The sequence below is a fragment of the Rhodosalinus sp. K401 genome (assembly GCF_041365735.1).
Classification (GTDB): Bacteria; Pseudomonadota; Alphaproteobacteria; order Rhodobacterales; family Rhodobacteraceae; genus Rhodosalinus.
Map to the genome: position 1 here is coordinate 289,157 of NZ_JBGFSI010000001.1, position 26,653 is coordinate 315,809.

Genomic DNA, 26,653 nt, shown 5'->3' on the forward strand with positions numbered 1-26,653 from the left:
GCGGCGCAGCAAAAACTTCCCTAGCGGCAGGAATGTCAGTCGGTTGGCGGCGCCACGACATAGGTTCCGGGGGCCTCGGCCAGCGGCGGATGCTGCGAATCGCCCGGCTCGCGGGCGGGCACCCACTTGCCGGACCGTCGGGCGAGCCAGCTGTCCCAGCGCGGCCACCAGGAGCCTTCGTGAAACTCCGCCTCGGCCCGCCAGTTCTCGTGATCCAGCCGGAGGTCGTCGTGGGTATAGTGGCCGTACTTCTTCTTGCTCGGCGGGTTCACGATGCCCGCGATATGCCCCGACTGCGACAGGATGAAGATTCTCGACCTGCTCGAGGTCTGCTGAAATCCGCGGTAGCAGTCCTTCCATTGCGCGATGTGATCGGACTCGCAGGAGACGGCGCAGAACGGCACGTCCACGTCGCGCAGGCGCAGCGTCTCTCCCATCAGCTCGTAGCCGTCCTCGGCGAAGTCGTTGGCCTGGCAGAGCCTGCGAAGATACTGGATCGCCATCTTCGCGGGCAGGTTGGCCCCGTCGCCGTTCCAGTAGAGCAGGTCGAAGGCGGGCGGCGTCTCTCCCATCATGTAGTAGCGGACGGCGGGCCCGAAGACGAGGTCGCGCGAGCGCAGGAAGGAAAAGGTCCGACCCATGATCTTGCTCGACAGCACGCCCTTTTCCGTCGCCTCCTCCTCGATCGCGTCCACGAAATCGTCCTGCAGGAAGGGCGTGAATTCGCCCTGGTCCGAAAAATCGGTGAGCGCGGTCAGGAAGGTGGCCGACCGGACCGACTTGTCGCCCCGCTTCTTCATCAGCGAAAGCGTCAGCGCCAGCGTGGTTCCCGCGATGCAGTAGCCGACCACGTTGAGACGCTCCTGGCCCGTGATCGCCTTCACCTCGCGCATGGCGGCCAAGAACCCGTCCTCGATGTAATCCTCCATCCCGACATCGGCATAGGACGGACCGGGGTTGATCCAGCTCACCATGAAAAGGGTGTAGCCCTGCTCCGTCACCCATTTTACGAAGCTGTTCTGCGCCTTCAGGTCGAGGATGTAGAACTTGTTGATCCAGGGCGGAAAGACGACGAGCGGCGTCTCGCGCACCTTCTCGGTGGCGGGCGCATACTGGATCAGCTCGAACATGTGGTTGCGATAGACCACCTTGCCCGGCGTCGTGGCGAGGTTGCCGCCAACCTCGAAGGCGTCCTCGTCCACCAGGCGGACGACGAGCTCGCCCTCGTTCGCCTCGAGGTCGGAGACGAGATTCTCGAGCCCCTTCACGAGGCTCTCGCCCTCCGTTTCCAGGGCCTTTTCAAGCGCGTCGGGGTTCGTGCCGAGATAGTTGGTGGGCGAGAGCATGTCGACGATCTGGTCGGAGAAATACCTCAGGCGGCGCTTTTCCGTCTCGTCGAGATCGTCGATCTTCTCCACCGCCTCGCGCATCGCCTCGGCGTAGATGAGATATTGCTGCTTGATGAAGTTGAAGTAGGGGTGCGTCTTCCACAGAGGGTTGGAAAAGCGCGGATCGTCCGGCGTGGTATCCTCCGGCGGTGCGAGCTGGCCGCGCGCGAACTGCTGCTGCGCCTCGATGAAATGGACGAGCGACTTGCTCCAGTAGGTGATCTGGTGCTCGAGCAGCTTGGCGGGGTTGTGCATCCACTCGGACCAGTAGGCTGTCGCGGCGTTGGTGTAGAGCTCTTGATTCGGGCCCTGCAGCCCGGGATGCGCCGGCGCGCGCCGCGACAGCGCCGCGATCAGACGCTGCGACAGTTCCTCGATCTTGCGGATATTGTCCTGAAGCGCGGGCGCGGTCTCGGGCGCATTTTCCTCGTCAGTTGTCATGTTAAGGATTTCCACCTATCGTCGCTGCCACGCAGCGAAGGTCGCCGACTGCGGGGCCCGGCAACACCCGCGCCCGAGAGGCAGGTAAAGGAGAAGCATGAATGCGATACATGGCGACATATGACTTTATGGAATCGGTGCGTAACACAAACCAATGGCTCGGGGCGACTGCCAAAGCCATGGCGTCCTACCCCATGTTCGCGCTGACGCCGAATCCGATGATGCAGTGGATGGCCGCCTGGGGCGAGGTGACCGAACGCAGCTTCGAGCGGATGGTCGCCAAGCCCGATTGGGGGATCCGCACCTTCACCTGCGAGGACGGGCGCGACCACCTCGTGCGCGTCGACACGGTGGTCGAAAAGCCCTTCGGCGACCTGATCCACTTTCACGTGCTCGGCCGGCCCGAGCAGCCGCGCAAGATCCTGCTGATCGCGCCGATGTCGGGCCACTACGCCACGCTGCTGCGCTCCACGGTCAAGAGCCTCCTCGTCAATTGCGAGGTCTATATCACCGACTGGCACAACGCCCGCGACATCCCGGTGAGCTGCGGCAAGTTCGATGTGGAGGATTATACGCTCTACGTCGCCGATTTCCTGCGGGAGATGGGCCCCGACACTCACGTGATCGCGGTGTGCCAGCCCGCGCCGCTCGCCCTTGCCGCCACCGCGCATCTCGCCGCCGAGGACCCCGAGGCGCAGCCGCGCACCCTGACGCTGATCGGCGGGCCGATCGATCCCGACGCCACGCCGACGGAGGTCACGGATTTCGGCCGCCGCGTCACCATGGGCCAGCTCGAGGAGACGATGATCCAGCGCGTCGGCTTCAAGTACAAGGGCGTGGGCCGGATGGTCTATCCGGGGCTGCTGCAGCTCGCCTCCTTCATGTCGATGAACGCCGAACGCCACGGGCGCGCCTTCCGCGACCAGATCCTGCGCGCGGCCAGGGGCGAGGCGTCGGACCATGACGGCCACAACCGGTTCTACGACGAGTATCTCGCCGTCATGGACATGCCCGCGGAATTCTACCTCTCCACCGTGGAACGGGTCTTCAAGAACCGCGAGATCGCCCGCAACGCGTTTACCGTGGCCGGCAAGCCGGTCGATATCGGCAAGATCACCAACGTCGCGGTCAAGACGGTGGAAGGGGCGAAGGATGACATCTCGGCCCCGGGCCAGTGTGTCGCCGCGCTCGATCTGCTGACGGGTCTGCCCGCCTCGAAAAAGGCAAGCCACGTGGAGCCCGACGCCGGCCACTACGGCATCTTCGCGGGGCGCAGCTGGCGGCACAACATCCGGCCGCTCGTTCTGGATTTCATCGATTCGAATGCCGCGGCACCGCACCCGGTGCGACGGCGGCCCCACGCGGTGGCATGAGGATTGGCGGCCTCAGGCCGCCGCCATTCCCTTTTCCCGCGCGAGCTCGCGCATCCGGGTCTGAAGCTTCTCGAAGGCGCGGACCTCGATCTGGCGGATGCGTTCGCGGCTCACGTCGTAGTGCCCCGACAGCTCCTCCAGGGTGAGGGGGTCCTCGGTCAGCCGCCGCCTGGTCAGGATGTCGCGCTCGCGCTCGTTGAGCACGTCCATCGCCTCGGCGAGCAGTTCGCGCCGAATCTCCAGCTCGTCGCGTGCCTCGTAATCCGCCGCCTGGTCGGCGCCCTCGTCCTCCAGCCAGTCCTGCCACTGCATGGTGCCCTCGCCCTCCTGGCCCACCGTGGCGTTGAGCGAGGCGTCGCCGCCCGACATGCGGCGGTTCATCGAGATCACCTCGTCCTCGGTCACGCCGAGGTCGTGGGCGATCTGCTTGACCGCCTCGGGGCGCAGGTCGCCCTCTTCCAGCGCACCGATGCGCGCCTTGGCCTTGCGCAGGTTGAAGAACAACTTCTTCTGCGCCGAGGTGGTGCCAAGCTTCACGAGACTCCAGGAGCGCAGGATGTATTCCTGGATCGAGGCCCGGATCCACCACATCGCGTAAGTCGCGAGGCGAAAGCCCTTTTCGGGGTCGAACCGCTTCACCGCCTGCATCAGGCCCACATTGGCCTCCGAGATCACTTCGGCCTGGGGCAGGCCGTAGCCGCGATAGCCCATGGCGATCTTCGCGGCGAGACGGAGGTGGGAGGTCACGAGCTTGTGCGCGGCCTCGGTGTCCTGATCCTCCACCCAGCGCTTGGCCAGCATGTATTCCTCTTCCGGCTCGAGCAGCGGGAATTTCCGGATCTCCTGGAGGTAACGCGTCAGTCCGCCCTCGGGCGTCGGTGCCGGCAGATTGCCGTAATTGCTCATCTCTCTGAGATCCCCTCTCGATGTGTATTTCGTTAACATTCAATCTAGGTGCCGGAAGCCGCCCGTGCAACCAATCGATATGGCGCAGTTTACACGATATCGGCGCCTTTTGCGTCGGGTGACGGGCAATATGTCGCCGTTCTCACGGATCCGTGTCGGGCCCGTCGGCGGCCCCGCGCAGTATTTCGACCAGCCGCGCCATGTCGGATGGAAGCGGCGCCTCGAAGCGCAGGCGCGCCCCCGTCACCGGATGGACAAAGCCCAGGACCCCCGCGTGAAGCGCCTGCCGGCGGAAGGTGCGAACCGCCTCGGCCGCCGCGGCGCCAAGCGCCTTGACGGAGGGCGCGCGCCGGCCGCCGTAAAGCGGATCGCCCACCAGCCCGTGCCCGGCATGCGCCATGTGCACCCGGATCTGATGCGTGCGACCCGTCTCCAGCCAGCACCGCACAAGCGCGGCGGCGGGCGGGCCGCCGAACCGTTCCGCGACCCGGAGGCGGGTGACGGCATGGCGTCCGCCATCGAACAGGACGGCCTGGCGCTGGCGGTCGGTGCGGTGCCGGCCGATCCCGGTGGCGATGCGGATCACGCCGCCCGGCTCCGTCCCGACCCCGCGCGTGCCCAGGAGCCTCGGGTCGCCCGCGTCGGGGCAGCCGTGCACCACCGCGGCATAGACGCGCTCCACATCGTGGGCGGCGAACTGCGCGGCGAGACCGTGATGGGCGCGATCGCTCTTGGCCGCGACGAGCAGCCCCGAGGTCTCCTTGTCGATGCGGTGGACCACGCCGGGGCGCCTCTCGCCGCCCACCCCCGACAGGCTGTCGCCGCAATGGGCGATGAGCGCGTTCACCAGCGTGCCGGCGGGCGAACCGGGCGCGGGGTGGACGACCATGCCGGCGGGCTTGTTCACCACGATGAGGTCGGCATCCTCGTGCACCACGTCGAGGGGAATGGCCTCCGCTCCGATCGGGCTTTCGACGGCATCCTCGACGGTGATCTCAACCTCGGCCCCCGCATTCACCGCGGCCTTCGGATCCCGCGCGGTTGCACCGTCCACCCGCACCGCGCCTTCGGACAGGAGCCGGGCAAGCCGGGTGCGCGACAGGGACGCCTCGGCTGGCGCATCCCGCGCCAGCGCCTTATCAAGGCGCTGCGGCGGATCGGGCGCGATCCGGAAGCGGAGGATGCGAGCGGCCATGGACGAATCCCCAGAGACGGAACCGGCACAGGTCAGGGCCCTGCGGCGGCTGGTGACGGCGCTGACCCTCACCATGATCGCGGGCGTTGTAGTGGTCGCCACGGCGCTTGTCATCCGCCTGGGCGCCACGGCCCCCGCGCTGCCCGACAGCATCGCGCTTCCGGGCGGGGCGCGTGCGGTGGCCTTCACGCAGGGACCGGACTGGTACGCCGTGACGACCGACGACGACCGGATCCTGATCTTCGACCGCGCCACGGGCGAACTGCGCCAGGAGATCGCGGTCGAATGATGGCCTTGGGAAGGTCTTGGCCGCGTGTGCCGGACGATGGTACCGCCTCCCCGGCTCGAACGGGGGACCTCTGGATCCACAATCCAGCGCTCTAACCAACTGAGCTAAGGCGGCACCGTGCGCGCGATCTAACGCCTGCCCCTGGCGAATGCAAGCGCTCAGAGATAGTGGTCGCGGCGCTTTTCCCCGCGGTCGCGGCCGGGCGTCCGCATCGCCCGTCCGCGGATAGGGGGGCGCCGCGGCGGGGCGGACGGGCGCAGGCGGGCCGGGCGGTTTCGCGCGGCGCGCGGGCCGGCGAAGCGTGCGAAACCGCGCCCTGCCCCGAAGGGACGGATGCAGGCACGGCACGAACCCAGTGCCCACAAGCAGGGGCCCCCTGGCCCCCGCTTGCACGGCCCGTCGAAACCGGCTAGCAGCATCGCCCATCCGCGCGAGGGCGATCCAATGGGCATCAACGACGAACGCGACATCGAGGCCAACCTCCAGATCGGGCCCACCGACACCGGACTCGTGCGCCTTTATGTCTCCGCCGAGGGCGGCATCGAGATCCCGATGGATTTCGAACCGGAGGAGGCGGAGGAGATCGCGGAAGAAATCCGCGCCGCCGCGGGGGCCGCACGGGCGCTCGGCAAGAAAAGGAAGAAGCCCGGCCCGAAAGGCTAGGGCATGAGACGCGCGGCCGGGTCGCGCATCGTCTGCAGGCGAAGCGCCGCCTGCCGGGCGAAACGCCGGGTCAGCGCGCTGCGCCGCGCGCCGGCCAGCCGGGTTTCGGGCCCCATCCGCACCACCTCCGCATCGTAGGCGTCCGCAAGGATAAGGCCGCATTCGCCGGGCAGGATGTCCGCGGGAAATGCCGCGTCCACAGCCCAGAAGAACCGGTCGCCCCAGCCGAGGTAATTCTGCCATTTGCGGTCGGAGGCGTAATCGGCGCGGGACGACTTGCACTCCACCACCCAGAATTCGCCCCCGGGTCCCAGCGCCAGCACGTCCAGGCGCAGCCCGCGTTCCGGCACGAACTCCTCGATGCAGGCGAACCCCATCCCAGCGAGGTGCCGCGCGACGCCGCGCGCCAGAAGCTGGCCCGGAGCGAGCGCGGTGCTGTCGGAACCTTCCGGCATGGGCCGAATATGAACATATCAAGAACGCGCCGCAACCCCGACGATCCGCACCGCAGGAGTGTCGCCGCGGCGCGACACTGCTATAAGGGGGCGTCCCCCGCCCCGGAGTGCCGAAGATGAGCCCGACCGAGCCCAGACCCGCCGACCTGCGCGCCGCGCGAGATCTAGAGAGCCATGTGAGCTGGCTCGACAGCTTCACCGGCACCGCGCTCGGCGTGCTCGCCGTGGCCTCGGGGATCTACACCTATCTCGGCGTGTCCTCGCTGCTCGACGACAGCGGCGCCATGTCGGCCTTCGCGGCGATCGCCTATTCGGTGGCGGTGTCCGTGGGGATATTCGTCTTCTGGTCCTACATGCTGCGCCTCTTTCCCGCCATGCGCTCGGCCCGCGCGCGAGCGGGCCTGATGGGGGCGATGGGGCTCGGCAGCCTCGCCATCGTCGCGATGTCGAGCTGGCTCAACGCCGCGGCGCTTGCCGGCTCGGCGGCGGTGGAGCAGCATCTCGCCAACACGGTGCAGGACTACCAGCAGACGCTGGAGCGCGCGCACGAGATCGCCGTCTCGGCGCAGGCGCTCGAACAGGACGTGGCGCGGGTGCGCCAGAGCTTCGAGGACCTCTCGGCGCAGGAGGCCGAGGGCGGGCTTTCGGGACTCGCCGGGCGCGGGTCGGTCTATTCGCTGCTGCGCCAGAAGGCCACGGAGCTTGCCGCGCTCGAGGCGCAGATCGCCGCGCAGGCCCCGCAGGTCGCGGCCGCCTTCGACGAGGGCAACGCGATCCTGAGCCGGATGCGCGCGCTGACGGTGGAACCCGGACCGGTCGAGACGCGCTCGGTCGAGTTCTCCGAGCAGGCGGTGCGCCTGGCCGGAATCGTCACGGAGCTCCGGCAGCTTTCCGTCGCGCCGCTGGTGCAGCGCGCGGCGCAGGATCTCGCGGCCTCGGCGGTGCTGCCGGAGCTCGACGGGCGCACCGCGGCGAACCGCGGCGACCAGCTGGCCACGATCGAGGCCGTTCTCGAGGTCGTCGCGCAACGCGCCGCCACGCTCGAAGCGGCGGCCGCCGCGGTGATCGCCATACCGCCCCCGCCCGAGACGCGTTACACGCCGGTCTCGGCGGCGGACGCGGTGATCCTTTACGCGTCGAGCTTCGTGCCCTCCTGGGCAGGCGCCATCGCCATCGACCTGCTGCCCGGCGTGCTTGTCCTCATCCTGGCGATCACGCAGGGGGCGATCCGCGCCAGCCGCGAGGGCGCGGGCACCGCCGACACGCTGACGCTGGCGGAACTGCGCGCGGCGCTTGCCGCGCTGCGCGAGGTGGAGATCGCCTCGGACAGGCTGCCCCAGCACAGCGAGCCGCCGCACGCTCCCGGCGAGGAGGCCCCGCGCGTCACGCCGGTGCCGCGCCGCGGATGAGCGCGGAGCCCCCCGAATCCGGTCACGGCGACAGCGCGCGGACGATACGCCGGGCGCTTGCCGGGGTTCTGGCCTTCCAGCTGGGCCTGGCCGCGCTGCTCTTTCTTGGCGATGTCGGCCGCGGATTCAGCCTGCCCTCGACCGGCCCGGCGGCGCCGGGGCTGGATCAACCCGCCCGGCCCGGCGACCAGACCCGTCGTTTCGCGCCCACGGACCGTCCCGCCCGGCCCGATAGCGCGCCGATGCCCGTGCGCCTGCAGCTCGAGCGGGACGGCGATGACGCGGCGACGCTCCGCGGAGAGATCGCGGCCGGCGACGCCGACCTCCTTGCCCGGAGGATCGCCAGCATGGACCCGACGCCCGGGATCCTGCGACTCGACAGCCCGGGCGGGTCGGTGAGCGACGCGCTCGCCATCGGGCGGATGATCCGGCGCCTCGGCATCGCGACCGAGGTCGGCGCGCAGGCGATCTGCCTTTCCGCCTGCCCCTATCTTCTGGCGGCGGGATCCACGCGGCGCGCGCATCCCGCCGCGCTGGTGGGCGTGCACCAGCACTACTTCGGCGAGAACACGCTGCTTCCCGCCTTCATCGCGGTGGAGGACATCCAGCACGGCCAAGGCGAGGTCATGGCGTATCTGAGCGCGATGGGCGTGGATCTGGCGGTGATGCAACCCGCGCTGCTGACGCCGCCCGACGAGATCTACCTGCTCACCCCCGAGGAGTTGCAGAGCTATCGTCTGGTCACCTCGCCCTGGAACGGGTGAACGCCCCTTGTCTCGCCCCCGGCGCACCACTACTTCTTCTCGCGGCGGGTGCTGCCCTTCTCGTGAACGGTGACATTCCGGTGGCCTATAACACTTCCGAGGGAGCTGGCTCTGTCCGGGCCCTGGTCCGGTTACCTGGCGCCCACCTGTTCACGCAGGTCCTCGGGAATGACAGAACCACACGGTTGCGAGCGGGCCCGCCACATTTCCCGTCCGGCGACATCCGCGCACGACGAAAAAAAGGGCCGTGCTCTGAAGCACGACCCTCTCACCGATCGGTGATGTACACGGCGGTCAGCGCTGGCGCCTACCCTCGTCCGCACGCACCGGGATGGTCGCGTAATCCAGACTGGCGCGTTCGGGCGCGCTGCCGCCGCCGCGCGGCGTATCGTCGGGCTCGGCCATGCGCATCACGGAGATGCCGAACTGGACGCCCGAGAACACGATCCCGTTGAAGACCCACAACAGCAGTACCGCGAGCGGGCCCGCAGGATCATGCGTCACCAAGTGCCAGAGATTGGCGACGTTGAACCACAGGAGCATCGCGACGAATGCGGCCGCGACCACGAAGCCGATGGCCGTCTGGGTAATGTAGAGCCGGATGAGATTGGGCATGTCGCTCTCCTTGCCTTGCACCATCCAATGTAGCCACGTCTGGGGCGAGGAAAACCCCCCGTCGCCGCATCGGCGTCAGAACGCCTCCGGCCGGGCCTCGCGCGCCATGTGGTCGAGAACCGCGTTGACGAAACCGGCCTCCTTGCCCTCGGGAAAGAAGGCACGCGCCAGTTCGACGTATTCCACGATGACGACCCTGGGCGGAGTGTCGGTCGCGACAAGCTCGGCTCCGGCCGCACGAAAGAGCGCGCGCAGCGTGGGATCGATGCGGGCGATCGGCCATTTGGCCACGAGCGCGCGGTCGGTCATCTGGTCGATCCGCGCCTGCCAGTTCACCGCCTGCTCGACCACGGCGCGGAAATGATCGGGATCGCCTTCCATCATCTCGTCGCCGTCGTAGACGGCGCCGAAGCGATGATCGAGGAATTCCCGGATCACCGATTCGGTGCCCTGCCCCGAGGCTTCCATCTGGAAAAGCGCCTGCACCGCATGAAGGCGGGCGGTCGTTCTCATCTGGCGGGCCGTGGGGGCCCTGGGGGCGGTATCTGCGGTCATGCCGTGGAGGAGCCTTCGCTGTCCTGACCGGCGATGCGGAATTCCTCGGAGGCGGGGCGAAAGCCCACCCCCTTGCGCCGGCCGCCCCAGTTACGGGCGAGGGCGATCAGATGCAAGGCCGCCGCGGCGGCGCCGCCGCCCTTGTTCTGTCCCTCCGCATCGGCGCGGACCTCGGCCTGCGCGCGGGTCTCGACGGTCAGGATCCCGTTGCCGATGCAGGCGCCCTGAAGCCCGAGCAGCATGAGCCCGCGGGAGCTGTCGTTGCATACCGTATCGTAATGGCTCGTCTCGCCCCGGATCACGCAGCCCAGCGCGACGTAGCCGTCGAAATTCGACAACCGTTCGGCCATGGCGATGGCGGGCGGGATCTCGAGCGCGCCCGGCACCTCGATCAGGTCATGCGCGGCGCCCACGGCCTCGAGCTCCGCGCGCGCGCCGGAAATCAGCCCGTCGGCGATGTCGCGGTAGTAGGGCGCGACGACGAGCAGCAGCTTCACCGGGCGCTCGAACGTCGCGCGCGGCAGGGTATAATGCGTCTCCTGGCCTGCCATCAGCCCTGCCCCCCGATCGCCCGCGTGCCGACGATCTCGAGCCCGTAGGCCTCGAGCCCCACAACCCGGGGCGTGGGCGAATTGGTCAGAAGCTCCAGCTTCGACAGGCCGAGCGAGGACAGGATCTGCGCGCCCAGCCCGTATTGTCGGAGCGTCCGCGGAGAGACGCCGTCCTGCGGCGTCATCTTCATCTCGGTGTCGCGCAGCAGCACCACGACGCCCCGGCCCTCGCGCGCGACGAGATCCATGGCGCGGCCGAACTCGCCCACCCGGCCCTCAGGGCCCGCGCCCACCACGTCGAGCATCGGGTCGAGCGCGTGCATCCGCACCAGCACCGGCGCGTCGCCCGACACGTCGCCCTTGGTGAGCACGATATGCTCGTCACCATGCGCCTCGTCGGTATAGACGCGCATCTGCCACTCGCCGCCGAAGACGGAGGTGATCGTGTCCTCGCGCACCACCCGCACAAGGTTGTCGTGCCGCCGCCGGTAGGCGATGAGATCGGAGATCGTGCCGATCTTGAGCCCGTGGCGCTGCGCGAACGCGATGAGCTCGGGCAGGCGCGCCATGCTGCCGTCCTCGTTCATGATCTCGCAGATCACGCCCGAGGGATTGAGCCCGGCAAGTCGCGCCACGTCGACCGCCGCCTCGGTGTGGCCCGCGCGGACCAGAACGCCGCCCTCGCGGGCGCGCAGCGGGAAGACGTGGCCCGGTGTCGCAATATCCTCGGCGCCGCGCGCCGCATCGGTCGCTACCGCGATGGTGCGCGCGCGGTCGGCCGCAGAGATGCCGGTCGTGACCCCCTCGCGCGCCTCGATGGAGACGGTGAACGCCGTCTCGTGGCGCGACGAGTTCTGCTGCGACATCAGCGACAGGCCGAGCGCATCCACCCGGTCCGGCGTCAGCGCGAGGCAGATCAGGCCCCGGCCGTGCAGCGCCATGAAGTTGATCGCGTCCGGCGTCGCCATCTGCGCGGGGATCACGAGGTCGCCCTCGTTCTCCCGGTCCTCGTGGTCGACGAGGATGAACATGCGCCCGTTGCGGGCGTCGTCGATGATCTCCTCGATCGGAGAGATCGCGTCGCCCCACGCCTGTTCGACCGGGCCGGGTCTTTCGTAAGTCATGGGCAGCCTCCGTTCCTCGGGCCGGACTTAGTGGAGCCCCGGCGCCTTGACCAGAGCCAGCGCCGGGTGCCCGCGCTCAATCGAAGATGTCCTCGAGCACGTCGAACGCCTCTTCCAGCGCCTTTCTCATGAAGCCCTTGCGCTTCTTCCGGGCCTTCCGGGACGTTTTCTTCCGCCGCGGGCGATCATCGTGCCCGTCGCGCATCCGCTCCCAGTGGGCGGGCGGCGTCACGCCGCGGGCGCCCGGGCCGCGCGACGCGGGGCGCGAGGCCGCCCGGGCCGGCTGCGCGGGGCGCCCGCCCCGCGCCTCCACGGCATCCGCGCGCAGCATCTTCAGATCGTGCAGCGGCGCGCCGCAGGCCGCGCAGGACAGTTCATGGCGGGTGTCGCCGCGCAGGACCAGCGCGGCCCGCGTTCCGCAATAGGTGCAGGTGGCGATCTTCGTGGCGTGCGGCATCGGCCTCTCCCGGCGTCACTCGGCTCGTGCTGCATATAGGGCGACCGCCGCCGCATTGGAGACGTTGAGCGATCCGAAAGGCCCCGCCGCGGGGATGCGCGCCAGCGCGTCGCATGTGTCGCGCGTGCGGGGACGCAGCCCCGGCCCCTCCGCCCCGAGCACGAGCGCGACCGGCAGGTCGCGATGCGCGGCGAGCGCCTCGCCCACCGTCACCTCGCCCCCGCCGTCGAGGCCGATCACGGCGAAGCCCATGCCGCGCAGCTCTTCGAGCGAGTCCGCGAGGTTGCGCACCCGCAGGTAGGGCTGGCGCTCCAGCGCGCCGCTCGCGGTCTTGGCCAGCGCGCCGGTCTCGGGCGCGGCATGGTGGCGCGGCGCGATCACCGCCGCCGCGCCGAACACCTCCGCCGAGCGCAGGATCGCGCCGGCGTTGTGCGGGTCGGTCACCCGGTCGAGCGCCACGATGCGCGCGGGCTGCGGCGCATCCGCGACCAGCGCGTCGAGCGGCCCCCAGTCGAGCGGTCGCACCTCGAGCGCCGCGCCCTGGTGCACCGCACCGGGATCGAGCGGGGCGGAGAATTTTCGCGCGTCGCTGATCTCGGGCGTCATGCCGCTTTGCGCCACCGCGTCTGCAAGGCGGTCGGCGGCGTTCTTCGTCAGCACGAGGCGCAGCCGCGCCCGGCGCGGGTTCCGGAGCGCGTCGCCCACAGCGTGGATCCCGAAAAGCCACAGCGTCTCCGCCGCGGCCGCGCGGCGCGCGCGCTCCTTCTCGACCACCCAGGTCGGCTTTTTCGCCACGCGTCGGACCCTCCCCTTCAAGCGGTGTCCGGCTTACGCGCCGGCGGCGCGCTTGCCAAGCCTCGACGCCGCGCGCCCGCGATTTCCGGTTGACGCCTCATGGGCCAAAGGCTATCCCGCGCCGCACGCTGGACCGGGTTCCTGCGTAAGGGCGACGCGCTGCAAGGTGCGGCAGCGGACTGTAAATCCGCCGGGGAGACCCATGCCTGGTTCGATTCCAGGGTCGCCCACCATTCCCCCAACAGGCAATTCCCAGGCGCATCGCCGGCGGCGCCGCTCATAAGAGGCGGATGCTGGCCCAGCGGTCGCCTTGCTGGTCCCGGATCTCCGCGCCGACCTCCGAGACGATCTTCATGATCGCCGTGTTGGATTGCGAGAAGAACAGATCCGCCGTCTCCACCCCCATCTCCCGCGCCGCCCGGAGCCCCGCGCGGAATAGCGTCCGGCCGAGGCCGCGGTTCTGGTAGGCGTCCTCGACCGAGAGGCCGATCTCGGCGTGGCCGTCGCCGAGGCCGTAAAGCTCCAGCACGGCGCGGACATCGCCGTCGATCTGGATGCCGAGCACGCGGTCGGGGCGCGCGCGGTGCGCCTGCCGGTCCATCCAGCTGTCGCTTGCCGCCACCCGGAACCGCAACATCCGCGACAATGCGCCGAGCCTGCGGTAGTGGCGCGACAGGGTGTCCTGCAGCGCGGCCAGAGGCCCGCGCAGCAGCGAAGGGGTTGCAGGGATGTCGGCTGCCATGATGTGTCTTGCCAGGAATTCGGAAACGTCTGCCGAGGACATCGGTTCGCGGCCCGGCCCGGACAAGCGATCGCACCGCAAGCCCGCCATGCGTCACGCTCCGTGCCGCCGCGCCGTGCCGTTGCGCCTGTGCGCCCGCCGCCTATAGTCGGGGCCGAGCTTGGAAGGGGCAGCCATGGACGGGGCGCGCGCAGCGGAACCCTTCGACATCCTTGTCGTCGTCCAGGCCGGGCGGCTGCAATACGAGGCGGTGCTGTTCGCCGCGTCACTTCGCGCGATGAGTCCCGGCTTTGCGGGGCGCCTCTTTCTGGCGGAGCCGCAGCCCGGCCCGCTCTGGTCGCGCGACCCGAGGATCTCCGACGACGCCACCCGCGCCCTGCTGCGCGAGCTCGGTGCGGAGTTCCTGCCCTTCGAAAGCCGGCATTTCGGGGATAGCTACCCCTACGGCAACAAGATCGAGGCGCTCGCCGCCCTGCCCGGCGACCGGCCCTTCGTCTTCTTCGACACCGACACGCTGGTGACGGGCGAACTCGCCGAGGTGCCCTTCGACTTCGACCGGCCGAGCGCGTCGCTGCGGCGCGAGGGCACCTGGCCCATGCTGGAACTCTACGGGCCGGGTTACACGGATATCTGGCGTTCGCTCTACGACAAGTTCGGGCTGGATTTCGAAACGTCGCTGGACCTCACCGAACCGGACGAGTTCTGGCGGCGCTATCTCTACTTCAACGCGGGCTTCTTCTATCACCGCGACGCCCACGCCTTCGGGCGGCGCTTTCTGGACTACGCGCTTGCGATCCGGGACGACCCGCCGCGCGAACTCGTCTGCCAGAGCCTCGATCCCTGGCTCGACCAGGTGGCGCTGCCACTCGTCATCCACTCCTTCGGCGGGGGGCGCCACACGCTGCCGCCGGGCTATCTCGACGGGCGGACGACCTGCCATTACCGGCTGCTGCCGCTACTCTACGCCCGCGAGGACGACCGCGTGGTGGAGGTTCTCGAACAGGTGGCCGCCCCCAATCGGATCAAGAAGGTGCTCAAGGGTCACGAGGCTGCCAAACGCCTGATCTTTCAGGGGCGAGGCCGGAAGTTACGCGCCCTTTTCGACCGCGACGCCCTGCCCCGGCGCGAGCAGGCACTGCGCAACCGGATCAAGAAGGCCGGCTACTGGATTCGCTGACGCAAGGGCGAAGGGGTTGCGCGGCGTATATACGCAGGCTAGGCAAAAACGGCACCGAAAGCCACAAGAGATCCCATGCCGAAGAAGAAGAAGGCCAAGGACGGGCAACTCGTGATCCGGATCGCAAAGGACGATCGCGACGAGTTCATCCAGCTTTGCGACGAGATGGACAGCTCCGCCGCGCGGGAAATTCGCCTTTTCATCCGCGATTTCGTCAAGCGCCACGGACAGGGCAAGGAAGGCTAGAGCGGTGCGCACCATCCTCGTGGCCAACCGCAAGGGCGGTGCCGGCAAGACGCTCCTGGCGATCACCGTCGCCGCGGCGCTGGCGGCGCGGGGCGAGAGGGTGGCGCTGGCCGACGCCGATCCGCAGAAATCGGCGTTCCGGTGGCTGAAGCGCCGGCCGGACGACGCCGCGGCCATCGCGCGGCTCGACTGGACGTCGCCCAAATCGCTCGGCAAAGCGCCCGGGAAGAAGGCCGGCTGGGTGGTGGTGGACGCGCCGGGCGGGCTCGACGGGGACGAGGCGCAGGATCTCGTGGCCCGGAGCCATCTTCTGCTGGTGCCGCTGATGCCGTCCTGGTTCGACGAGGACGCGACGAAGCGCTTCCTGCGGGATCTCCGCTCGATCAAGCGTGTCCGCAAGGGCCGCGTGGAAATCCACACCGTGGCCAACCGCGTGCGCCCGCGCGCCCGCGCCGCGAGCGAGCTTGCCGTCTTCTGCGAGGAAATCGGCCAGATGCCGCTCGCCTGGATCACCGAGCGCGCGGCCTACGGCGACCTGGCCAGCCAGGGCCTGTCGATCTTCGACCGCCGGCAGAAGCTTTACGCGCCGATGCGCGCGCAGTGGCAGCCCGTGCTCGACGCGCTGCCGGACTGACGCGCCGCAAGGAACGGGCGTTCCGCCGCCTGGGGTCCGCCGCGCGCCGCCGTTCCGGGGACCGCGAGGCGCGCGGGCCGCGCGTCCGCGGACGCCGCCACGCGTCGCACGGCCGTCCTTTCCGGCCCCGCACCCGCCGGGGACGATTGAGCGGCGCGCGGAAAGCGCCTAAACCTCGGGGCGAATTTCACAGGGAGAGTGCCAGATGACCGACGGGCCCAACTACGGCTTCGACACGCTGCAGATCCACGCGGGCAGCCGCCCAGACCCGGCGACCGGCGCCCGCCAGACCCCGATCTACCAGACCACGGCCTATGTCTTCCGCGACGCGGATCACGCCGCCGCGCTCTTCAACCTCCAGGAAGTGGGCTACATCTACTCGCGCCTCACCAACCCGACGGTCGCCGTCCTGCAGGAACGCATGGCGACGCTCGAGGGCGGCGTGGGCGCGGTCTGCTGCTCCTCGGGGCACGCGGCGCAGATCATGGCGCTCTTCCCGCTGATGGAACCGGGGCGGAACATCGTCGTCTCCACCCGTCTCTACGGCGGCTCGGTGACGCAGTTCAGCCAGACGATCAGGCGCTTCGGGTGGTCCGCCCGCTTCGTCGATTTCGACGATTACACCGCCATCGAGGCCGCGATCGACGACGACACCCGCGCGATCTTCTGCGAATCGATCGCCAACCCGGGCGGCTACATCACCGACCTCGACGAGATCGCGAAGATCGCCGACGGGGCGGGCCTGCCGCTCATCGTCGACAACACCTCGGCCACGCCATATCTCTGCCGCCCGATCGAGCACGGCGCCACGCTCGTCGTGCACTCGATGACCAAGTTCCTCACCGGCAACGGCACGGTCACGGGCGGCGTGGTGGTCGATTCGGGCCGGTTCGACTGGTCCGCCTCCGGCAAGTTCCCCTCCCTGTCCGAACCCGAGCCCGCCTATCACGGCCTGAAGTTCCACGAGACGTTCGGGCCGCTCGCCTTCACCTTTCACGGCATCGCCGTGGGGCTGCGCGACCTCGGCATGACGCTCAATCCGCAGGCAGCGCACTACACGCTCATGGGCATCGAGACGCTGTCGCTGCGGATGCGCAAGCACTGCGAGAACGCGATCGAGGTGGCGGGCTGGCTCGAGAAGCATCCCGCGGTGGCGCGTGTCACCTATGCCGGGCTGCCCTCCTCGCCCTACAACGATCGCGTGGCGCGGATCTGCCCGAGGGGCGCGGGCGGGCTTTTCACCGTGTCGCTCAAGGGCGGTTACGACGCCTGCGTGAAGCTTGTCGACGGGCTCGAGATCTTCAGCCACGTCGCCAACCTCGGCGACACGCGCTCGCTCGTCATCCATTCGGCCTCGACCACCCACCGCCAGCTGACCCCGGAAGAGCAGGTCGCGGCCGGGGCGGGGCCGGACGTGGTGCGGATCTCCATCGGGATCGAGGACGCGGCCGACCTGATCGCCGACCTCGAGCAGGGCCTGGCGAAAGCGGCCGGCTGAACCGGCCACCCGCGAACTCACTGCGCAATCGCGAACACCATCTCGACCTGAACGCGCAGTTCGAGTTCGCCAGCGGCCACCGGCATGGCCGCGTCCGAGGCCATGCGCGCCCCCTCCATCATCACCGGGCGCGGCGCGCCGCCGCGCTCGCCGATGCTCTGGACCGGGCCAAGGCCGACGCCAGCCGCCTCGGCCAGTTGCGCGGCGCGCGACATCGCGTCGCGCACGGCCGCCGCGCGCGCCTCGGCCATCGGCCCCGAAGGATCCGCCAGCGTGAAGCTCAGACCGCCGAACCGGTTGGCGCCATCGGCGAGAACCGCGTCGAGAATACCGCCCAGCGCGTCGAGGTCGCGCAGCCGCACCGTCACCTGGTTGCGCGCCGCGTAGCCCGTGATCTCGCGCGGCACGTCGCGCTCCGGGTCGTTCCAGACGGGGGTCAGCGACAGCTCGCTGGTCTGGACGTCGCGTGCCGCCACGCCCATCTCCTCGAGGCGCGACAGGATCGCGCCCGCCGCGCGCGAGGCGCGGTCCATGGCGTCGCGGGCGGTCTCGGCGTGCTCCTCGACGCCCAGCGAGACGATCGCCGTGTCCGGGGCGGCGCTTGCCTCTCCGGTGCCGGTGACGGTGATCGTGGGCGCGGTCGTCTGCGCCAGGGCGGGGGCGGCGATGGCCAGCACGGCCGCCAGAACAAGTGCAAATCGCATGCGAAAGGCTCCTCCTGCCGCGAATTCCACGGCCACAGCGTCAGCGTCGCTCAACCCCCGGCTGCTGGCAAGCGCCGAGCGCGGCGCGCGCATCGCGCTCGGCGGCAAATCGCTAGCCGGGTCGCGGCGCGCGCATCGCGGGACTCCCATTGCCTGTCGCAAGAATGCTATGAGACTCAGCGATGAAACCGGATTTTGCCCTGTCGCTGTCCTTTGACGGCATCGGCCTCCATCTGCGCGGGGATGGGGGCTGGCTTCGCGTGGGGGACGTCACACTCGACGTGGACGATCTCGACGCCGAACTTGCGGACCTGCGGCGCGCCGCCCTAGGCCTCGCGCCGGGCGGCTTCACCACGATGCTCGTCATCCCCGAGTCGCAGATCCGCTACCTCGAGATCGAGACGGGCGCGGCGGACGACGAGACCCGCCAGGCGATGATCCGTCATGCGCTAGACGGCGCGACGCCCTACGCGGTCGAGGAACTGACCTTCGACTGGACCGTGGACGGCTCCGTCACGCGGGTCGCGGCGGTCGCGCGCGAGACGCTGGAAGAGGCGGAAGCCTTCGCGCTCGAGCACCGGTTCAATCCCGTCAGCTTCGTCGCCACGCCGGAAAGCGGCGGTTTCGGACGCCAGGTGTTTTTCGGGGAAACCGCCGCGGCGCATCTTTTCCTGTCTGCGGGCACCTCGGTTGAGCCCGAAGACACCCGCCTCGAGGTGGTGGGCGCGGCCCCGCCACCCGCCGTTCCGGCCGAGCGGGCGGATGGCACGCCGTCCGGTGGCCCCGAGGACCGCGACGACAGCGCGGGGGCAGACGCGCCGGCGGCACCCGATGGCGAAGAGGCGGCGGCGTCCTCCGCGCCGGATGCCGGCGGCGCGACCGCCCCCGAAACGCCCGGCGCACAGCAGGATGCCGGGGCTCCCGCGGACGCCGGTCCGACAGGCGGAATGTCCGGCGAGGCCGCGACGCCGGAGGACGCCACGGCAGAAGACGAGGACGAGGCCGCCGACGAGGCGCCGCCCGCGCTCTTCTTCTCGATCCGGGCGCGCCGCAGCACCGCCGCCTCCGAAGCGGCCGAGGCGACGCCGGTCCTGCCGTCCTTCCGCTCGGCGGACCCGGCGCGCCGCGACCCGCCCGAGGCGCCCGTCGCGCCGCCGCTGCGCGGCACCGGGTCCGAGCCGCCGCGCATCCCGCAGGCGCCCGCCCCAAGGCTCGCGACGCCCCCGGCGCCCGGCACCGGCCCAAGGCCGCAGGACCGGGAGCCGCCCGCCCGACCGCCGGCGGCCGGCCCCGCCGCGCGCCGCGGCGCGGAGAAAGACACGACCGGCACGCCATCCGCACCCCCGCCGATCCGGACGTCGGGCCCCGCGATCGCCGCGCCGCAACCGGCCGCGGGCCAGCCGCCGCGCAGCGCGCCGAGCCACGACGAAGCTGAACGCCTGACACTCTTCGGCGCGCGGGGCGACCAGAAGGTGGGGGGCAAGCCCCGCTATCTCGGCCTGATGCTGACGGCGGCGCTTCTGCTGTTTCTCGTGGGTGTCGCCGCCTGGGCCGCGGTCTTCGTCGACGAGGGTCTCGCGCGGTTCTTCCCCGACCGGTCGGAGAGGGCGGCGGCGCGTCTCGACGCGCCGGAAGAGCCCGCCGACCCAGCGCCGGAAGTCGCCGCCCCGGAGGCGGAAGCGGAGGACGCGTCCCCCGAACCCGCGCCGGAGCCGGAGCCCGAAGCGGTCGAGACGGCCGCGCGCACCCCCGAGGCGCCCCCCGCACAGACACCGCTGCCAGAGCCGGAACCGGCCCCGGAGGCCCGGCGCGCACTCACCCCCGCCGAGGCCGAGGCGCGCTACGCGGTGACCGGCATCTGGCAGATCGCGCCGGAGCGGCCCGATCTGCCCGAGCTAATCCCGATCGGCGGGCTTGTCCTCGCCTCGATCGACGGCGCGGTCCCGCGGGCCGAGGCGCTTTCGCGCCCGCGCGCCGCGCCGGCGCGTGCCGACAGGACCCTGCCGCGGCAGCCCCCGGCGCCGCCGCCCGGGACGGTGTTCCAGCTTGACGAGGACGGCAACATCCGGCCCACGCCCGAAGGCTCCTATTCGCCGCTCGGCATAACGATCTACGAAGGCCCGCCGCCGGTGGTGCCGCCTAGGCGCGACACGGGGAACACCGCGCCCGAGGTCGTGCCCGACACCGGGCTGATCTTCGGCCCGCGCCTCGATGGCGTGGCCGAGGACGGCCCGCCGACGCGGCCGGGCGATCTATCCCGGACGGACGAGGCCGCGCCTGCCGAAGAGAGCCTGCTCGGGGACGAGGCGGGGCCGGAAAGCGCCCTGGCCGCCGTGCGCCCGCAGGCGCGCCCCGCGGCCGTGACGGCCGCGGGGCAGGCCCGGGCGGCCACGTTCGAAGACGCGCAGACCGCCGCCGAGGCCGCGCTGGCGGAGGCCCGGCGCGCCGCCGCAGACGCCGCCTCGGCGAGCGCCTCCGCCTCGACCGCCACGGCCGAACCCGCATCCGAGGCGCCCGATCTGTCCTCCGCGACGCGGCTTGCCGTCGTCGCGTCGATCGCGCCCGAGGCACGGCCGGGGAATTTCGGCCGGACCGTCGCCCGCGCCGGGCCGGAACCCACGCGCATCGCGGCCGCGGCGCCCCGCACCGTGACACCCGCCGCCCCGTCGAGCACCACGGTCGCGCGCGAGGCCACGCTCGACAACGCGATCAACCTGCGACAGGTCAACCTGATCGGGGTTTACGGTCAGCCGTCGAACCGCCGCGCGCTGGTGCGCCTCTCGAACGGGCGCTACCTCAAGGTCGAGGTGGGCGACCGCCTCGACGGCGGGCAGGTCAACGCCATCGGCGACGCGGAACTCCGCTACACCAAGAACGGGCGGAACCACGTCCTGCGGATGCCGAGCGGCTGACCGGGCGCCCCGTCAGGGCGCGTGGCGCGGCCGGTGGGGGGCGTAGATCTCCACGATCCGGGCGACCGCAGCCTCGGTCGACATCTCCTCGCTCTCGCCCGTGCGGCGCGACGTCAGTTCGACCTTTCCCTGCGCGATCCCGCGCGGCCCCACGGTGATCCGCCACGGCAGGCCGATCAGGTCCTGCGTCGCGAACTTGGCGCCCGCGCGCTCCTCGGTGTCGTCGTAGAGCGGCTCCAGCCCCTCGGCCGCGAGCGCCTCGTAGATGTGCCCGCAGGCGGCATCGGTCGCCCCGTCGCCCGGGCGAAGGTTGACCAGCCCCACCGGGAAAGGCGTCACGCCCTCGGGCCAGATGATCCCGGCCTCGTCGTGGCTCGCCTCGATGATCGCGCCCACGAGCCGCGACACCCCGATGCCATGGCTGCCCATGTGCACGGGCACGCGGTTGCCGTCGTGGTCGGTGACGACAGCGCCCATCGGTTCCGAGTACTTGGTCCCGAAATAGAAGATCTGGCCGACCTCGATGCCGCGGCCCTTCCGGCGGCGCGCCTCCGGCACCTCGGCGAAGACCGCGGCGTCATGCGTCTCGTCGGTGCGGGCGTAGAGGGCCGTGAATTCATCGACCACGGCCTTGCAGTCGGCCGGGCTGTCGTAGTCGGTCGATCGCTCTCCCATGCGAATGTCGGTCACGGCACTGTCGTAGAAGACCTCGGATTCGCCGGTGTCGGCGAGCACCAGGAACTCGTGCGTGTCGTCGCCGCCGATGGGGCCAGAATCGGCCCGCATCGGGATCGCCTGAAGCCCCATCCGCTCGTAGGTGCGCAGGTAGCTGACGAAATGGCGGTTGTAGGCGTGGATCGCGTCTTCCCGGCTGAGGTCGAAGGTGTAGCCGTCCTTCATGTAGAACTCCCGCCCCCGCATCACCCCGAAACGCGGGCGGATCTCGTCGCGGAACTTCCACTGGATGTGGTAGAGCGTGAGTGGCAGGTCGCGATAGCTGGCGACGTGGGCGCGGAAGATGTCGGTGATCAGTTCCTCGTTCGTGGGGCCGTAGAGCATGTCGCGCCCGTGGCGGTCCCGGATGCGCAGCATCTCCTCGCCGTAATCATCGTAGCGCCCGCTCTCGCGCCACAGGTCGGCCGCTTGCAGGGTCGGCATCAGCATCGGGATGTGCCCGGCGCGGACCTGTTCCTCGTGCACGATGCGCTCGATGTTGCGCAGCACGCGAAAGCCCAGCGGAAGCCAGGAATAGATGCCGGCGGAGGCCTGCTTGATCATGCCCGCCCGCAGCATCAGGCGGTGGCTCGCGATCTGCGCCTCGGAGGGCGTTTCCTTCAGGACAGGCAGGAAATAGCGGGACAGGCGCATCGGACCCTCTCTGGCATGACAGTCCCGCGCGGTTTAGAAGAGGTTGCGTCCGGGCACAAGGAAGCGCCGAGGGCGGGCCCGGGCAGCGCGTTGGCCCGCGCCCTGCCCCGGCCACAGGACCCCCCCGCCGGCGCGCCCGGGCGGCAGGCGCGGCCGGCGGCACTCGTACGAGAACGACAGGTAACCCCGGCGACCGACGCCGCCGTCGGCCGCCCACTCGCTAAGCTCCAAACGACGGAGTGGTTGAACCGTGCACGCTCGACCGCTTTCCGGCAATTCCGGAAAACCTGACCTTTCGTCAGATCCCGCCCGATTGCCGCCGCGGCGCGGCGCCACGCCAACGCGGGGTTGAAACGCCGGCCGGATACGGTGAAATACCCCCAAAGCAAGGAGACGCCATGGCCCTGCCCGTCCGCCAGCAGCTGAAATACTGGGGCATCGCCGCGGCGCTCTTCCTCGTGGTGCTCTGGTACCTCGGCGACGTGCTTCTGCCTTTCGTACTCGGCGGCGCCATCGCCTATTTCCTCGATCCCGTGGCCGACCGGCTTCAGCGCGCGGGATGTTCCCGGGCCCTGGCCACGGCGATCATCGCGGTCGGCGCGGTACTCGTCTTCGTCGTGATGGCGCTTCTCGTCATTCCCACGCTGGTGCAGCAGACGGTCGAGCTGGTGAACGTCGTGCCGCAACTGCTGAGCCAGCTGCGCGATTTCCTGCTGGCGCGCTTCCCCGAGATCGTCGAGCCCGACAGCACGATCCGCCGCTCGCTCGACCAGATCGCCGAGGCCGTGCAGTCGCGCGGGCTGGAGATGCTGAACCGGGCGTTGTCCTCGGTCAGCTCGCTCCTCAACGTCGTCCTTCTCTTCGTGATCGTGCCGGTCGTGGCCGTCTACCTGCTGCTCGACTGGGACCGGATGATCGCGCAGATCGACAGGCTTCTGCCGCGCGACCATGCGCCGGTGATCCGCCGTCTCGCCAGCGAGATCGACCGGACGCTTTCGGGGTTCCTGCGCGGCATGGGCACCGTCTGCCTTCTTCTGGGCACCTATTACGCCGTGGCGCTGATGGCCGTCGGGCTTCAGTTCGGGCTCGTGGTCGGCTTCATCGCGGGGCTTCTGACCTTCATTCCCTATGTGGGCGCCATCGTCGGCGGCATGATGGCGATCGGCCTCGCGCTGTTCCAGTTCTGGGGCGACTGGCTCTGGATCGCGCTGGTAGCGGTGATCTTCCAGTTCGGCCAGCTGATGGAGGGCAACGTCATCACCCCGCGCCTCGTCGGCAACTCGGTGGGTCTGCACCCGGTCTGGCTCTTGCTGGCGCTGACCGTGTTCGGATCGCTGTTCGGTTTCGTCGGCATGCTCGTCGCGGTTCCCGTGGCCGCCGCGATCGGGGTCGTGGCGCGGTTCGCCGTCGGGCAATACCTCGACAGCCGCCTTTATCGCGGTCTCGACAGCATGGACGACGAGTGACGCGAATGCCGCGCCAGCTCAGCTTCGATCTTCCGGCGCGGCCGGCACTCGGACGGGACGATTTCTTCGTCTCGCCCGCGAACGCCGAGGCGCTCGCCACCGTCGAGGGGTGGCGGGACTGGCCCGGCGGCAAGCTCGTGCTCGTCGGCCCGCAAGGCGCTGGGAAAACCCACCTCGCCCATGTCTGGGCCGCGCTGTCGGGGGCACGGATCGTCGCCGCGGCGGAGCTGGCGGCGGCCGACATCCCCGCGCTGGCCGCCCACCCCGTGGCGGTGGAGGATGCGGACCGCATCGCGCAAGACGGCGCGGCCGAGGCCGCGCTTTTCCACCTGCACAACCTCGCACTCGCCGAGCGGCGGGCGCTTCTGGTCACGGGGCGCGACGCGCCGGGGCGCTGGGGCCTCGGTCTGCCCGATCTGGAAAGCCGGCTTCAGGCCGCGGGCATCGTCCGCCTCGCCGCACCCGACGACGCGCTGCTTTCGGCGCTGCTGGCGAAGCTCTTCGCAGATCGCCAGCTCAGCCCGAGCCCGGACACCATCACCTACCTCACCCGGCGTATCGACCGCTCCTTCGCCGCCGCCGCCCGGATCGTGGCAAAGCTTGACCGCGCCGCGCTGGCGGGCAAGCGTCCGGTCACGCGCGCGCTTGCCGCCGAGGTGCTCGATGAAACATGACGCCAGCCCGCCCAGTGTCATCGCGACGACACGAGAGCGGAGCAAGGAGAGACCATGACCACCGCGGATTTCCTCAATTCGGACCTGCCCGAGCCCGAGCCGCTGCCCGATGACGATCTGTCGGGGCCGCGGCGGTTCTTCAACCGCGAGCTGTCCTGGCTCGGCTTCAACTGGCGCGTGCTCGAAGAGGCGGAGAACCTGCGCGTGCCGTTGCTTGAGCGGCTTCGCTTCCTGTCAATCTCGGCCACGAACCTCGACGAGTTCTATACCGTGCGCGTTGCCGGCCTGCGCGAACTGGCGAAGGCCGGCAACACGACGCCGGCCGCCGACGGGCTTACCCCGGCCCAGCAACTCGTGCTGATCGACGAGAACGCGCGGAGCCTCATGGAGCGCCAGCAATCGGTCTACGCCGCGCTCCGCGCGGAGATGGAGAAGGAAGGCATCGTCATCGAGACGGCCGCGACGCTCTCGGAGGCCGACCGCGACCATCTGGGGACCGTGTTCCTCGACCGCGTCTTCCCGGTGCTCTCTCCGCTCGCGATCGACCCGGCGCATCCGTTCCCGTTCATTCCCAACACGGGCTTCAGCCTCGCGTTGCAGCTCGAGCGTAGCCGGGACGGGCGCGCGCTTCAGGCGCTCCTGCCGATCCCCCACCAGATCGACCGCTTCGCACCGCTGCCCTCGCCCGACGGCAACCACCGGGTTCTGCCGCTCGAAGAGCTGCTGATGCTGCACCTCGACAGCCTGTTTCCCGGCTACCGGCCGACCGGCCATTGCACCTTCCGCGTCCTGCGTGACAGCGATCTCGAGCTCGAGGAAGAGGCCGAGGACCTCGTGCGCGAGTTCGAGGTCGCGCTGAAGCGCCGGCGGCGCGGCGAGGTGGTTCGCATGACGATCTCGTCCGGCGCTCCGGAAGAACTGCGTGAGATGATCATGCGCGAACTCGAGGTGATCCCCGACGAGGTGATCGAGATCGACGGCATGATCGGCGTCGCCGACCTGAAGGAGCTCGTGCTCGACGCGCGGCCCGACCTGCTCTGGCCGTCCTTCACGCCGCGCGTGCCCGAGCGGGTGCAGGACCACGAGGGCGACATGTTCGCGGCGATCCGCCAGAAGGACATGCTGCTCCATCACCCCTACGAGACCTTCGACATGGTGGTGCGCTTCCTGCAACAGGCGGCGCGCGACCCCGACGTCGTCGCGATCAAGCAGACGCTCTACCGCACCTCGCGCGACAGCCCGATCGTCGAGGCGCTTTGCGAGGCGGCGGAGGACGGCAAGTCGGTCACCGCGCTCGTCGAGCTGAAGGCACGCTTCGACGAGGCGGCGAACATCCGTCAGTCGCGAAGGCTGGAACGCGCGGGCGCCCATGTCGTCTACGGCTTCATCGACTGGAAGACCCACGCCAAGATCAGCACCGTGGTGCGGCGCGAGGGCGAGCGGCTGGTCACCTACACGCATTACGGCACCGGCAATTACCACCCGATCACCGCCAAGATCTACACCGACCTCAGCTTCTTCACCTGCGATCCCGCGCTGGGGCGGGACGCCACGCGCGTCTTCAACTACCTGTCGGGCTACGCCATGCCCGAAACGCTGGAGAACCTCGCGATCTCCCCGCACTCGCTGAAACCGCGGATGCTCGAGATGATCGAGAAGGAGGCCGCCTTCGCGCGCGAAGGAAAGCCCGCGCGGATCTGGCTGAAGATGAACTCGCTGATCGAGCCCGACATGATCGACGCGCTTTACGCCGCAAGCCGGGCCGGCGTCCGCGTCGACGGGGTGGTGCGCGGCATCTGCGGGCTGCGCCCGGGCATCGCGGGGCTGTCGGAGAACATCCGCATCAAGTCCATCGTCGGCCGCTTTCTCGAACACTCGCGCATCGTCTGCTTCGGCAACGGTCACGGGCTGCCCTCGAGCGAGGCCAGGGTCTACATCTCCTCGGCCGACTGGATGGGGCGCAACCTCAACCGCCGGGTGGAAACCCTGGTGGAGATCGAGAACGCGACCGTGAAGGCCCAGATCGTGGATCAGATCATGGCCGCGAATTTCGCCGACACGGCGCAGTCCTGGGTGATGCGGCCCGACGGCAGCTTTCACCGCGAGCCGGTGCCTGAGGGCGCGTTCGCGTTCAATTGCCACCGCTTCTTCATGGAAAACCCCTCGCTTTCGGGCCGCGGGTCGGCGGGCGCGCATGACGTTCCGCAACTGACCCATACCAGCGATTGACCTTGCCGACGCGAGACCACATT

Annotated in this window: 26 protein-coding genes and 2 tRNA genes; 14 read left to right on the forward strand and 14 right to left on the reverse strand. The window is 69.8% G+C overall.

What is annotated here, in order from left to right; all coding sequences use genetic code 11:
- Window positions 1–35: 35 nt before the first annotated feature.
- The gene (locus tag AB6A66_RS01425; protein WP_371054478.1) at window positions 36–1,829 is read right to left on the reverse strand and encodes a PHA/PHB synthase family protein; all 1,794 of its coding nucleotides are present in this window, start codon (window positions 1,827–1,829) and stop codon (window positions 36–38) included.
- Between the two features lie 101 nt (window positions 1,830–1,930).
- On the opposite strand from AB6A66_RS01425, the gene phaZ reads away from it, so the two are divergent.
- Window positions 1,931–3,202 carry a polyhydroxyalkanoate depolymerase gene (gene phaZ, locus AB6A66_RS01430; RefSeq protein WP_371054480.1) on the forward strand — a complete coding sequence of 424 codons (1,272 nt, stop codon included), beginning with the start codon at window positions 1,931–1,933 and terminating at the stop codon, window positions 3,200–3,202.
- 12 nt (window positions 3,203–3,214) lie between these two features.
- Here phaZ and rpoH read toward each other — a convergent pair whose 3' ends face one another.
- Both rpoH and AB6A66_RS01440 read right to left on the reverse strand, forming a co-directional pair.
- Window positions 3,215–4,108, reverse strand: coding sequence for an RNA polymerase sigma factor RpoH (gene rpoH / locus AB6A66_RS01435; RefSeq protein WP_371037831.1), 894 nt, complete (start codon window positions 4,106–4,108; stop codon window positions 3,215–3,217).
- A 142-nt stretch (window positions 4,109–4,250) separates the two neighbouring features.
- On the reverse strand, window positions 4,251–5,303 hold the full coding sequence (locus tag AB6A66_RS01440; RefSeq protein ID WP_371037832.1) for a pseudouridine synthase: 1,053 nt from the start codon (window positions 5,301–5,303) through the stop codon (window positions 4,251–4,253).
- On the opposite strand from AB6A66_RS01440, the gene AB6A66_RS01445 reads away from it, so the two are divergent.
- Complete coding sequence (locus tag AB6A66_RS01445) at window positions 5,302–5,592, forward strand: DUF6476 family protein (RefSeq protein ID WP_371054481.1); 291 nt, start codon at window positions 5,302–5,304, stop codon at window positions 5,590–5,592. The two genes, AB6A66_RS01440 and AB6A66_RS01445, sit on opposite strands and share 2 nt — an antisense overlap.
- Window positions 5,593–5,629: 37 nt before the next feature.
- Here AB6A66_RS01445 and AB6A66_RS01450 read toward each other — a convergent pair.
- Window positions 5,630–5,706 (reverse strand) — tRNA-His (locus AB6A66_RS01450).
- A gap of 330 nt (window positions 5,707–6,036) precedes the next feature.
- On the opposite strand from AB6A66_RS01450, the gene AB6A66_RS01455 reads away from it, so the two are divergent.
- Complete coding sequence (locus tag AB6A66_RS01455) at window positions 6,037–6,255, forward strand: DUF6324 family protein (protein WP_371037834.1); 219 nt, start codon at window positions 6,037–6,039, stop codon at window positions 6,253–6,255.
- Here the strand turns inward: AB6A66_RS01455 and AB6A66_RS01460 are convergent.
- Window positions 6,252–6,710, reverse strand: a complete 459-nt coding sequence (locus AB6A66_RS01460; RefSeq protein WP_371054482.1) for an MmcB family DNA repair protein — start codon at window positions 6,708–6,710, stop codon at window positions 6,252–6,254. The genes AB6A66_RS01455 and AB6A66_RS01460 overlap by 4 nt on opposite strands.
- A 116-nt stretch (window positions 6,711–6,826) precedes the next feature.
- On the opposite strand from AB6A66_RS01460, the gene AB6A66_RS01465 reads away from it, so the two are divergent.
- Together AB6A66_RS01465 and AB6A66_RS01470 are read left to right on the forward strand one after the other, a co-directional pair.
- Window positions 6,827–8,119, forward strand: a complete 1,293-nt coding sequence (locus tag AB6A66_RS01465) for a hypothetical protein (RefSeq protein WP_371054483.1) — start codon at window positions 6,827–6,829, stop codon at window positions 8,117–8,119.
- The gene (locus tag AB6A66_RS01470; RefSeq protein ID WP_371054484.1) at window positions 8,116–8,883 is read left to right on the forward strand and encodes a hypothetical protein; all 768 of its coding nucleotides are present in this window, start codon (window positions 8,116–8,118) and stop codon (window positions 8,881–8,883) included. Before AB6A66_RS01465 ends, AB6A66_RS01470 begins: the two co-directional genes overlap by 4 nt.
- A 294-nt stretch (window positions 8,884–9,177) precedes the next feature.
- Here AB6A66_RS01470 and AB6A66_RS01475 read toward each other — a convergent pair whose 3' ends face one another.
- From AB6A66_RS01475 to rlmB, 6 genes are all read right to left on the reverse strand, one after another.
- Window positions 9,178–9,498 carry a hypothetical protein gene (locus AB6A66_RS01475; RefSeq protein ID WP_371054485.1) on the reverse strand — a complete coding sequence of 107 codons (321 nt, stop codon included), beginning with the start codon at window positions 9,496–9,498 and terminating at the stop codon, window positions 9,178–9,180.
- Between the two features lie 75 nt (window positions 9,499–9,573).
- Window positions 9,574–10,053 (reverse strand): transcription antitermination factor NusB, encoded by a 480-nt coding sequence (gene nusB / locus AB6A66_RS01480; protein WP_371037839.1) that lies wholly within the window; start codon window positions 10,051–10,053, stop codon window positions 9,574–9,576.
- Window positions 10,050–10,604 (reverse strand): 6,7-dimethyl-8-ribityllumazine synthase, encoded by a 555-nt coding sequence (locus AB6A66_RS01485; protein WP_371054486.1) that lies wholly within the window; start codon window positions 10,602–10,604, stop codon window positions 10,050–10,052. Before AB6A66_RS01485 ends, nusB begins: the two co-directional genes overlap by 4 nt.
- On the reverse strand, window positions 10,604–11,728 hold the full coding sequence (gene ribB / locus AB6A66_RS01490) for a 3,4-dihydroxy-2-butanone-4-phosphate synthase (protein WP_371054487.1): 1,125 nt from the start codon (window positions 11,726–11,728) through the stop codon (window positions 10,604–10,606). Before ribB ends, AB6A66_RS01485 begins: the two co-directional genes overlap by 1 nt.
- 76 nt (window positions 11,729–11,804) lie before the next feature.
- Window positions 11,805–12,185, reverse strand: coding sequence for a hypothetical protein (locus AB6A66_RS01495; protein WP_371054488.1), 381 nt, complete (start codon window positions 12,183–12,185; stop codon window positions 11,805–11,807).
- Window positions 12,186–12,200: 15 nt separating this feature from the next.
- A complete protein-coding gene (gene rlmB / locus AB6A66_RS01500) occupies window positions 12,201–12,980 on the reverse strand; it encodes a 23S rRNA (guanosine(2251)-2'-O)-methyltransferase RlmB (RefSeq protein WP_371054489.1) in 780 nt (259 codons plus the stop codon).
- Between the two features lie 149 nt (window positions 12,981–13,129).
- Between rlmB and AB6A66_RS01505 the strand changes: the two genes are divergently transcribed.
- Window positions 13,130–13,213: transfer RNA gene (locus AB6A66_RS01505), tRNA-Tyr, on the forward strand.
- 44 nt (window positions 13,214–13,257) lie between these two features.
- Here the strand turns inward: AB6A66_RS01505 and AB6A66_RS01510 are convergent.
- A complete protein-coding gene (locus AB6A66_RS01510) occupies window positions 13,258–13,722 on the reverse strand; it encodes a GNAT family N-acetyltransferase (RefSeq protein WP_371054491.1) in 465 nt (154 codons plus the stop codon).
- Window positions 13,723–13,897: 175 nt separating this feature from the next.
- Here AB6A66_RS01510 and AB6A66_RS01515 point away from each other — a divergent pair, with 175 nt between their 5' ends.
- The 4 genes from AB6A66_RS01515 to AB6A66_RS01530 all read left to right on the forward strand — a co-directional run bounded on the left by AB6A66_RS01515 (window position 13,898) and on the right by AB6A66_RS01530 (window position 17,277).
- A complete protein-coding gene (locus AB6A66_RS01515; protein ID WP_371054492.1) occupies window positions 13,898–14,899 on the forward strand; it encodes a hypothetical protein in 1,002 nt (333 codons plus the stop codon).
- 75 nt (window positions 14,900–14,974) lie between these two features.
- Window positions 14,975–15,145: a hypothetical protein gene (locus AB6A66_RS01520; RefSeq protein WP_371037846.1), complete on the forward strand. Its 171-nt coding sequence runs from the start codon at window positions 14,975–14,977 to the stop codon at window positions 15,143–15,145.
- 4 nt (window positions 15,146–15,149) lie between these two features.
- Entirely contained in the window at window positions 15,150–15,779 is a 630-nt protein-coding gene (locus tag AB6A66_RS01525) for an AAA family ATPase (RefSeq protein WP_371054493.1), read from the forward strand.
- Window positions 15,780–15,984: 205 nt separating this feature from the next.
- Window positions 15,985–17,277 carry an O-acetylhomoserine aminocarboxypropyltransferase/cysteine synthase family protein gene (locus AB6A66_RS01530; protein ID WP_371054494.1) on the forward strand — a complete coding sequence of 431 codons (1,293 nt, stop codon included), beginning with the start codon at window positions 15,985–15,987 and terminating at the stop codon, window positions 17,275–17,277.
- Between the two features lie 17 nt (window positions 17,278–17,294).
- Here AB6A66_RS01530 and AB6A66_RS01535 read toward each other — a convergent pair whose 3' ends face one another.
- Window positions 17,295–17,981: an SIMPL domain-containing protein gene (locus AB6A66_RS01535; protein WP_371054495.1), complete on the reverse strand. Its 687-nt coding sequence runs from the start codon at window positions 17,979–17,981 to the stop codon at window positions 17,295–17,297.
- A gap of 182 nt (window positions 17,982–18,163) precedes the next feature.
- On the opposite strand from AB6A66_RS01535, the gene AB6A66_RS01540 reads away from it, so the two are divergent.
- Window positions 18,164–20,893 carry a hypothetical protein gene (locus AB6A66_RS01540; protein ID WP_371054496.1) on the forward strand — a complete coding sequence of 910 codons (2,730 nt, stop codon included), beginning with the start codon at window positions 18,164–18,166 and terminating at the stop codon, window positions 20,891–20,893.
- Window positions 20,894–20,905: 12 nt separating this feature from the next.
- Here the strand turns inward: AB6A66_RS01540 and proS are convergent, their stop codons facing one another.
- Complete coding sequence (gene proS / locus AB6A66_RS01545) at window positions 20,906–22,261, reverse strand: proline--tRNA ligase (protein ID WP_371054497.1); 1,356 nt, start codon at window positions 22,259–22,261, stop codon at window positions 20,906–20,908.
- Window positions 22,262–22,659: 398 nt separating this feature from the next.
- On the opposite strand from proS, the gene AB6A66_RS01550 reads away from it, so the two are divergent.
- The 3 genes from AB6A66_RS01550 to AB6A66_RS01560 are packed head-to-tail and all read left to right on the forward strand — an operon-like array spanning window position 22,660 to window position 26,630.
- Complete coding sequence (locus AB6A66_RS01550) at window positions 22,660–23,727, forward strand: AI-2E family transporter (protein WP_371037852.1); 1,068 nt, start codon at window positions 22,660–22,662, stop codon at window positions 23,725–23,727.
- 5 nt (window positions 23,728–23,732) lie between these two features.
- Window positions 23,733–24,401, forward strand: a complete 669-nt coding sequence (locus AB6A66_RS01555; protein ID WP_371054499.1) for a chromosomal replication initiator DnaA — start codon at window positions 23,733–23,735, stop codon at window positions 24,399–24,401.
- A gap of 54 nt (window positions 24,402–24,455) precedes the next feature.
- Complete coding sequence (locus tag AB6A66_RS01560) at window positions 24,456–26,630, forward strand: RNA degradosome polyphosphate kinase (protein WP_371054500.1); 2,175 nt, start codon at window positions 24,456–24,458, stop codon at window positions 26,628–26,630.
- Window positions 26,631–26,653 lie beyond the last annotated feature (23 nt).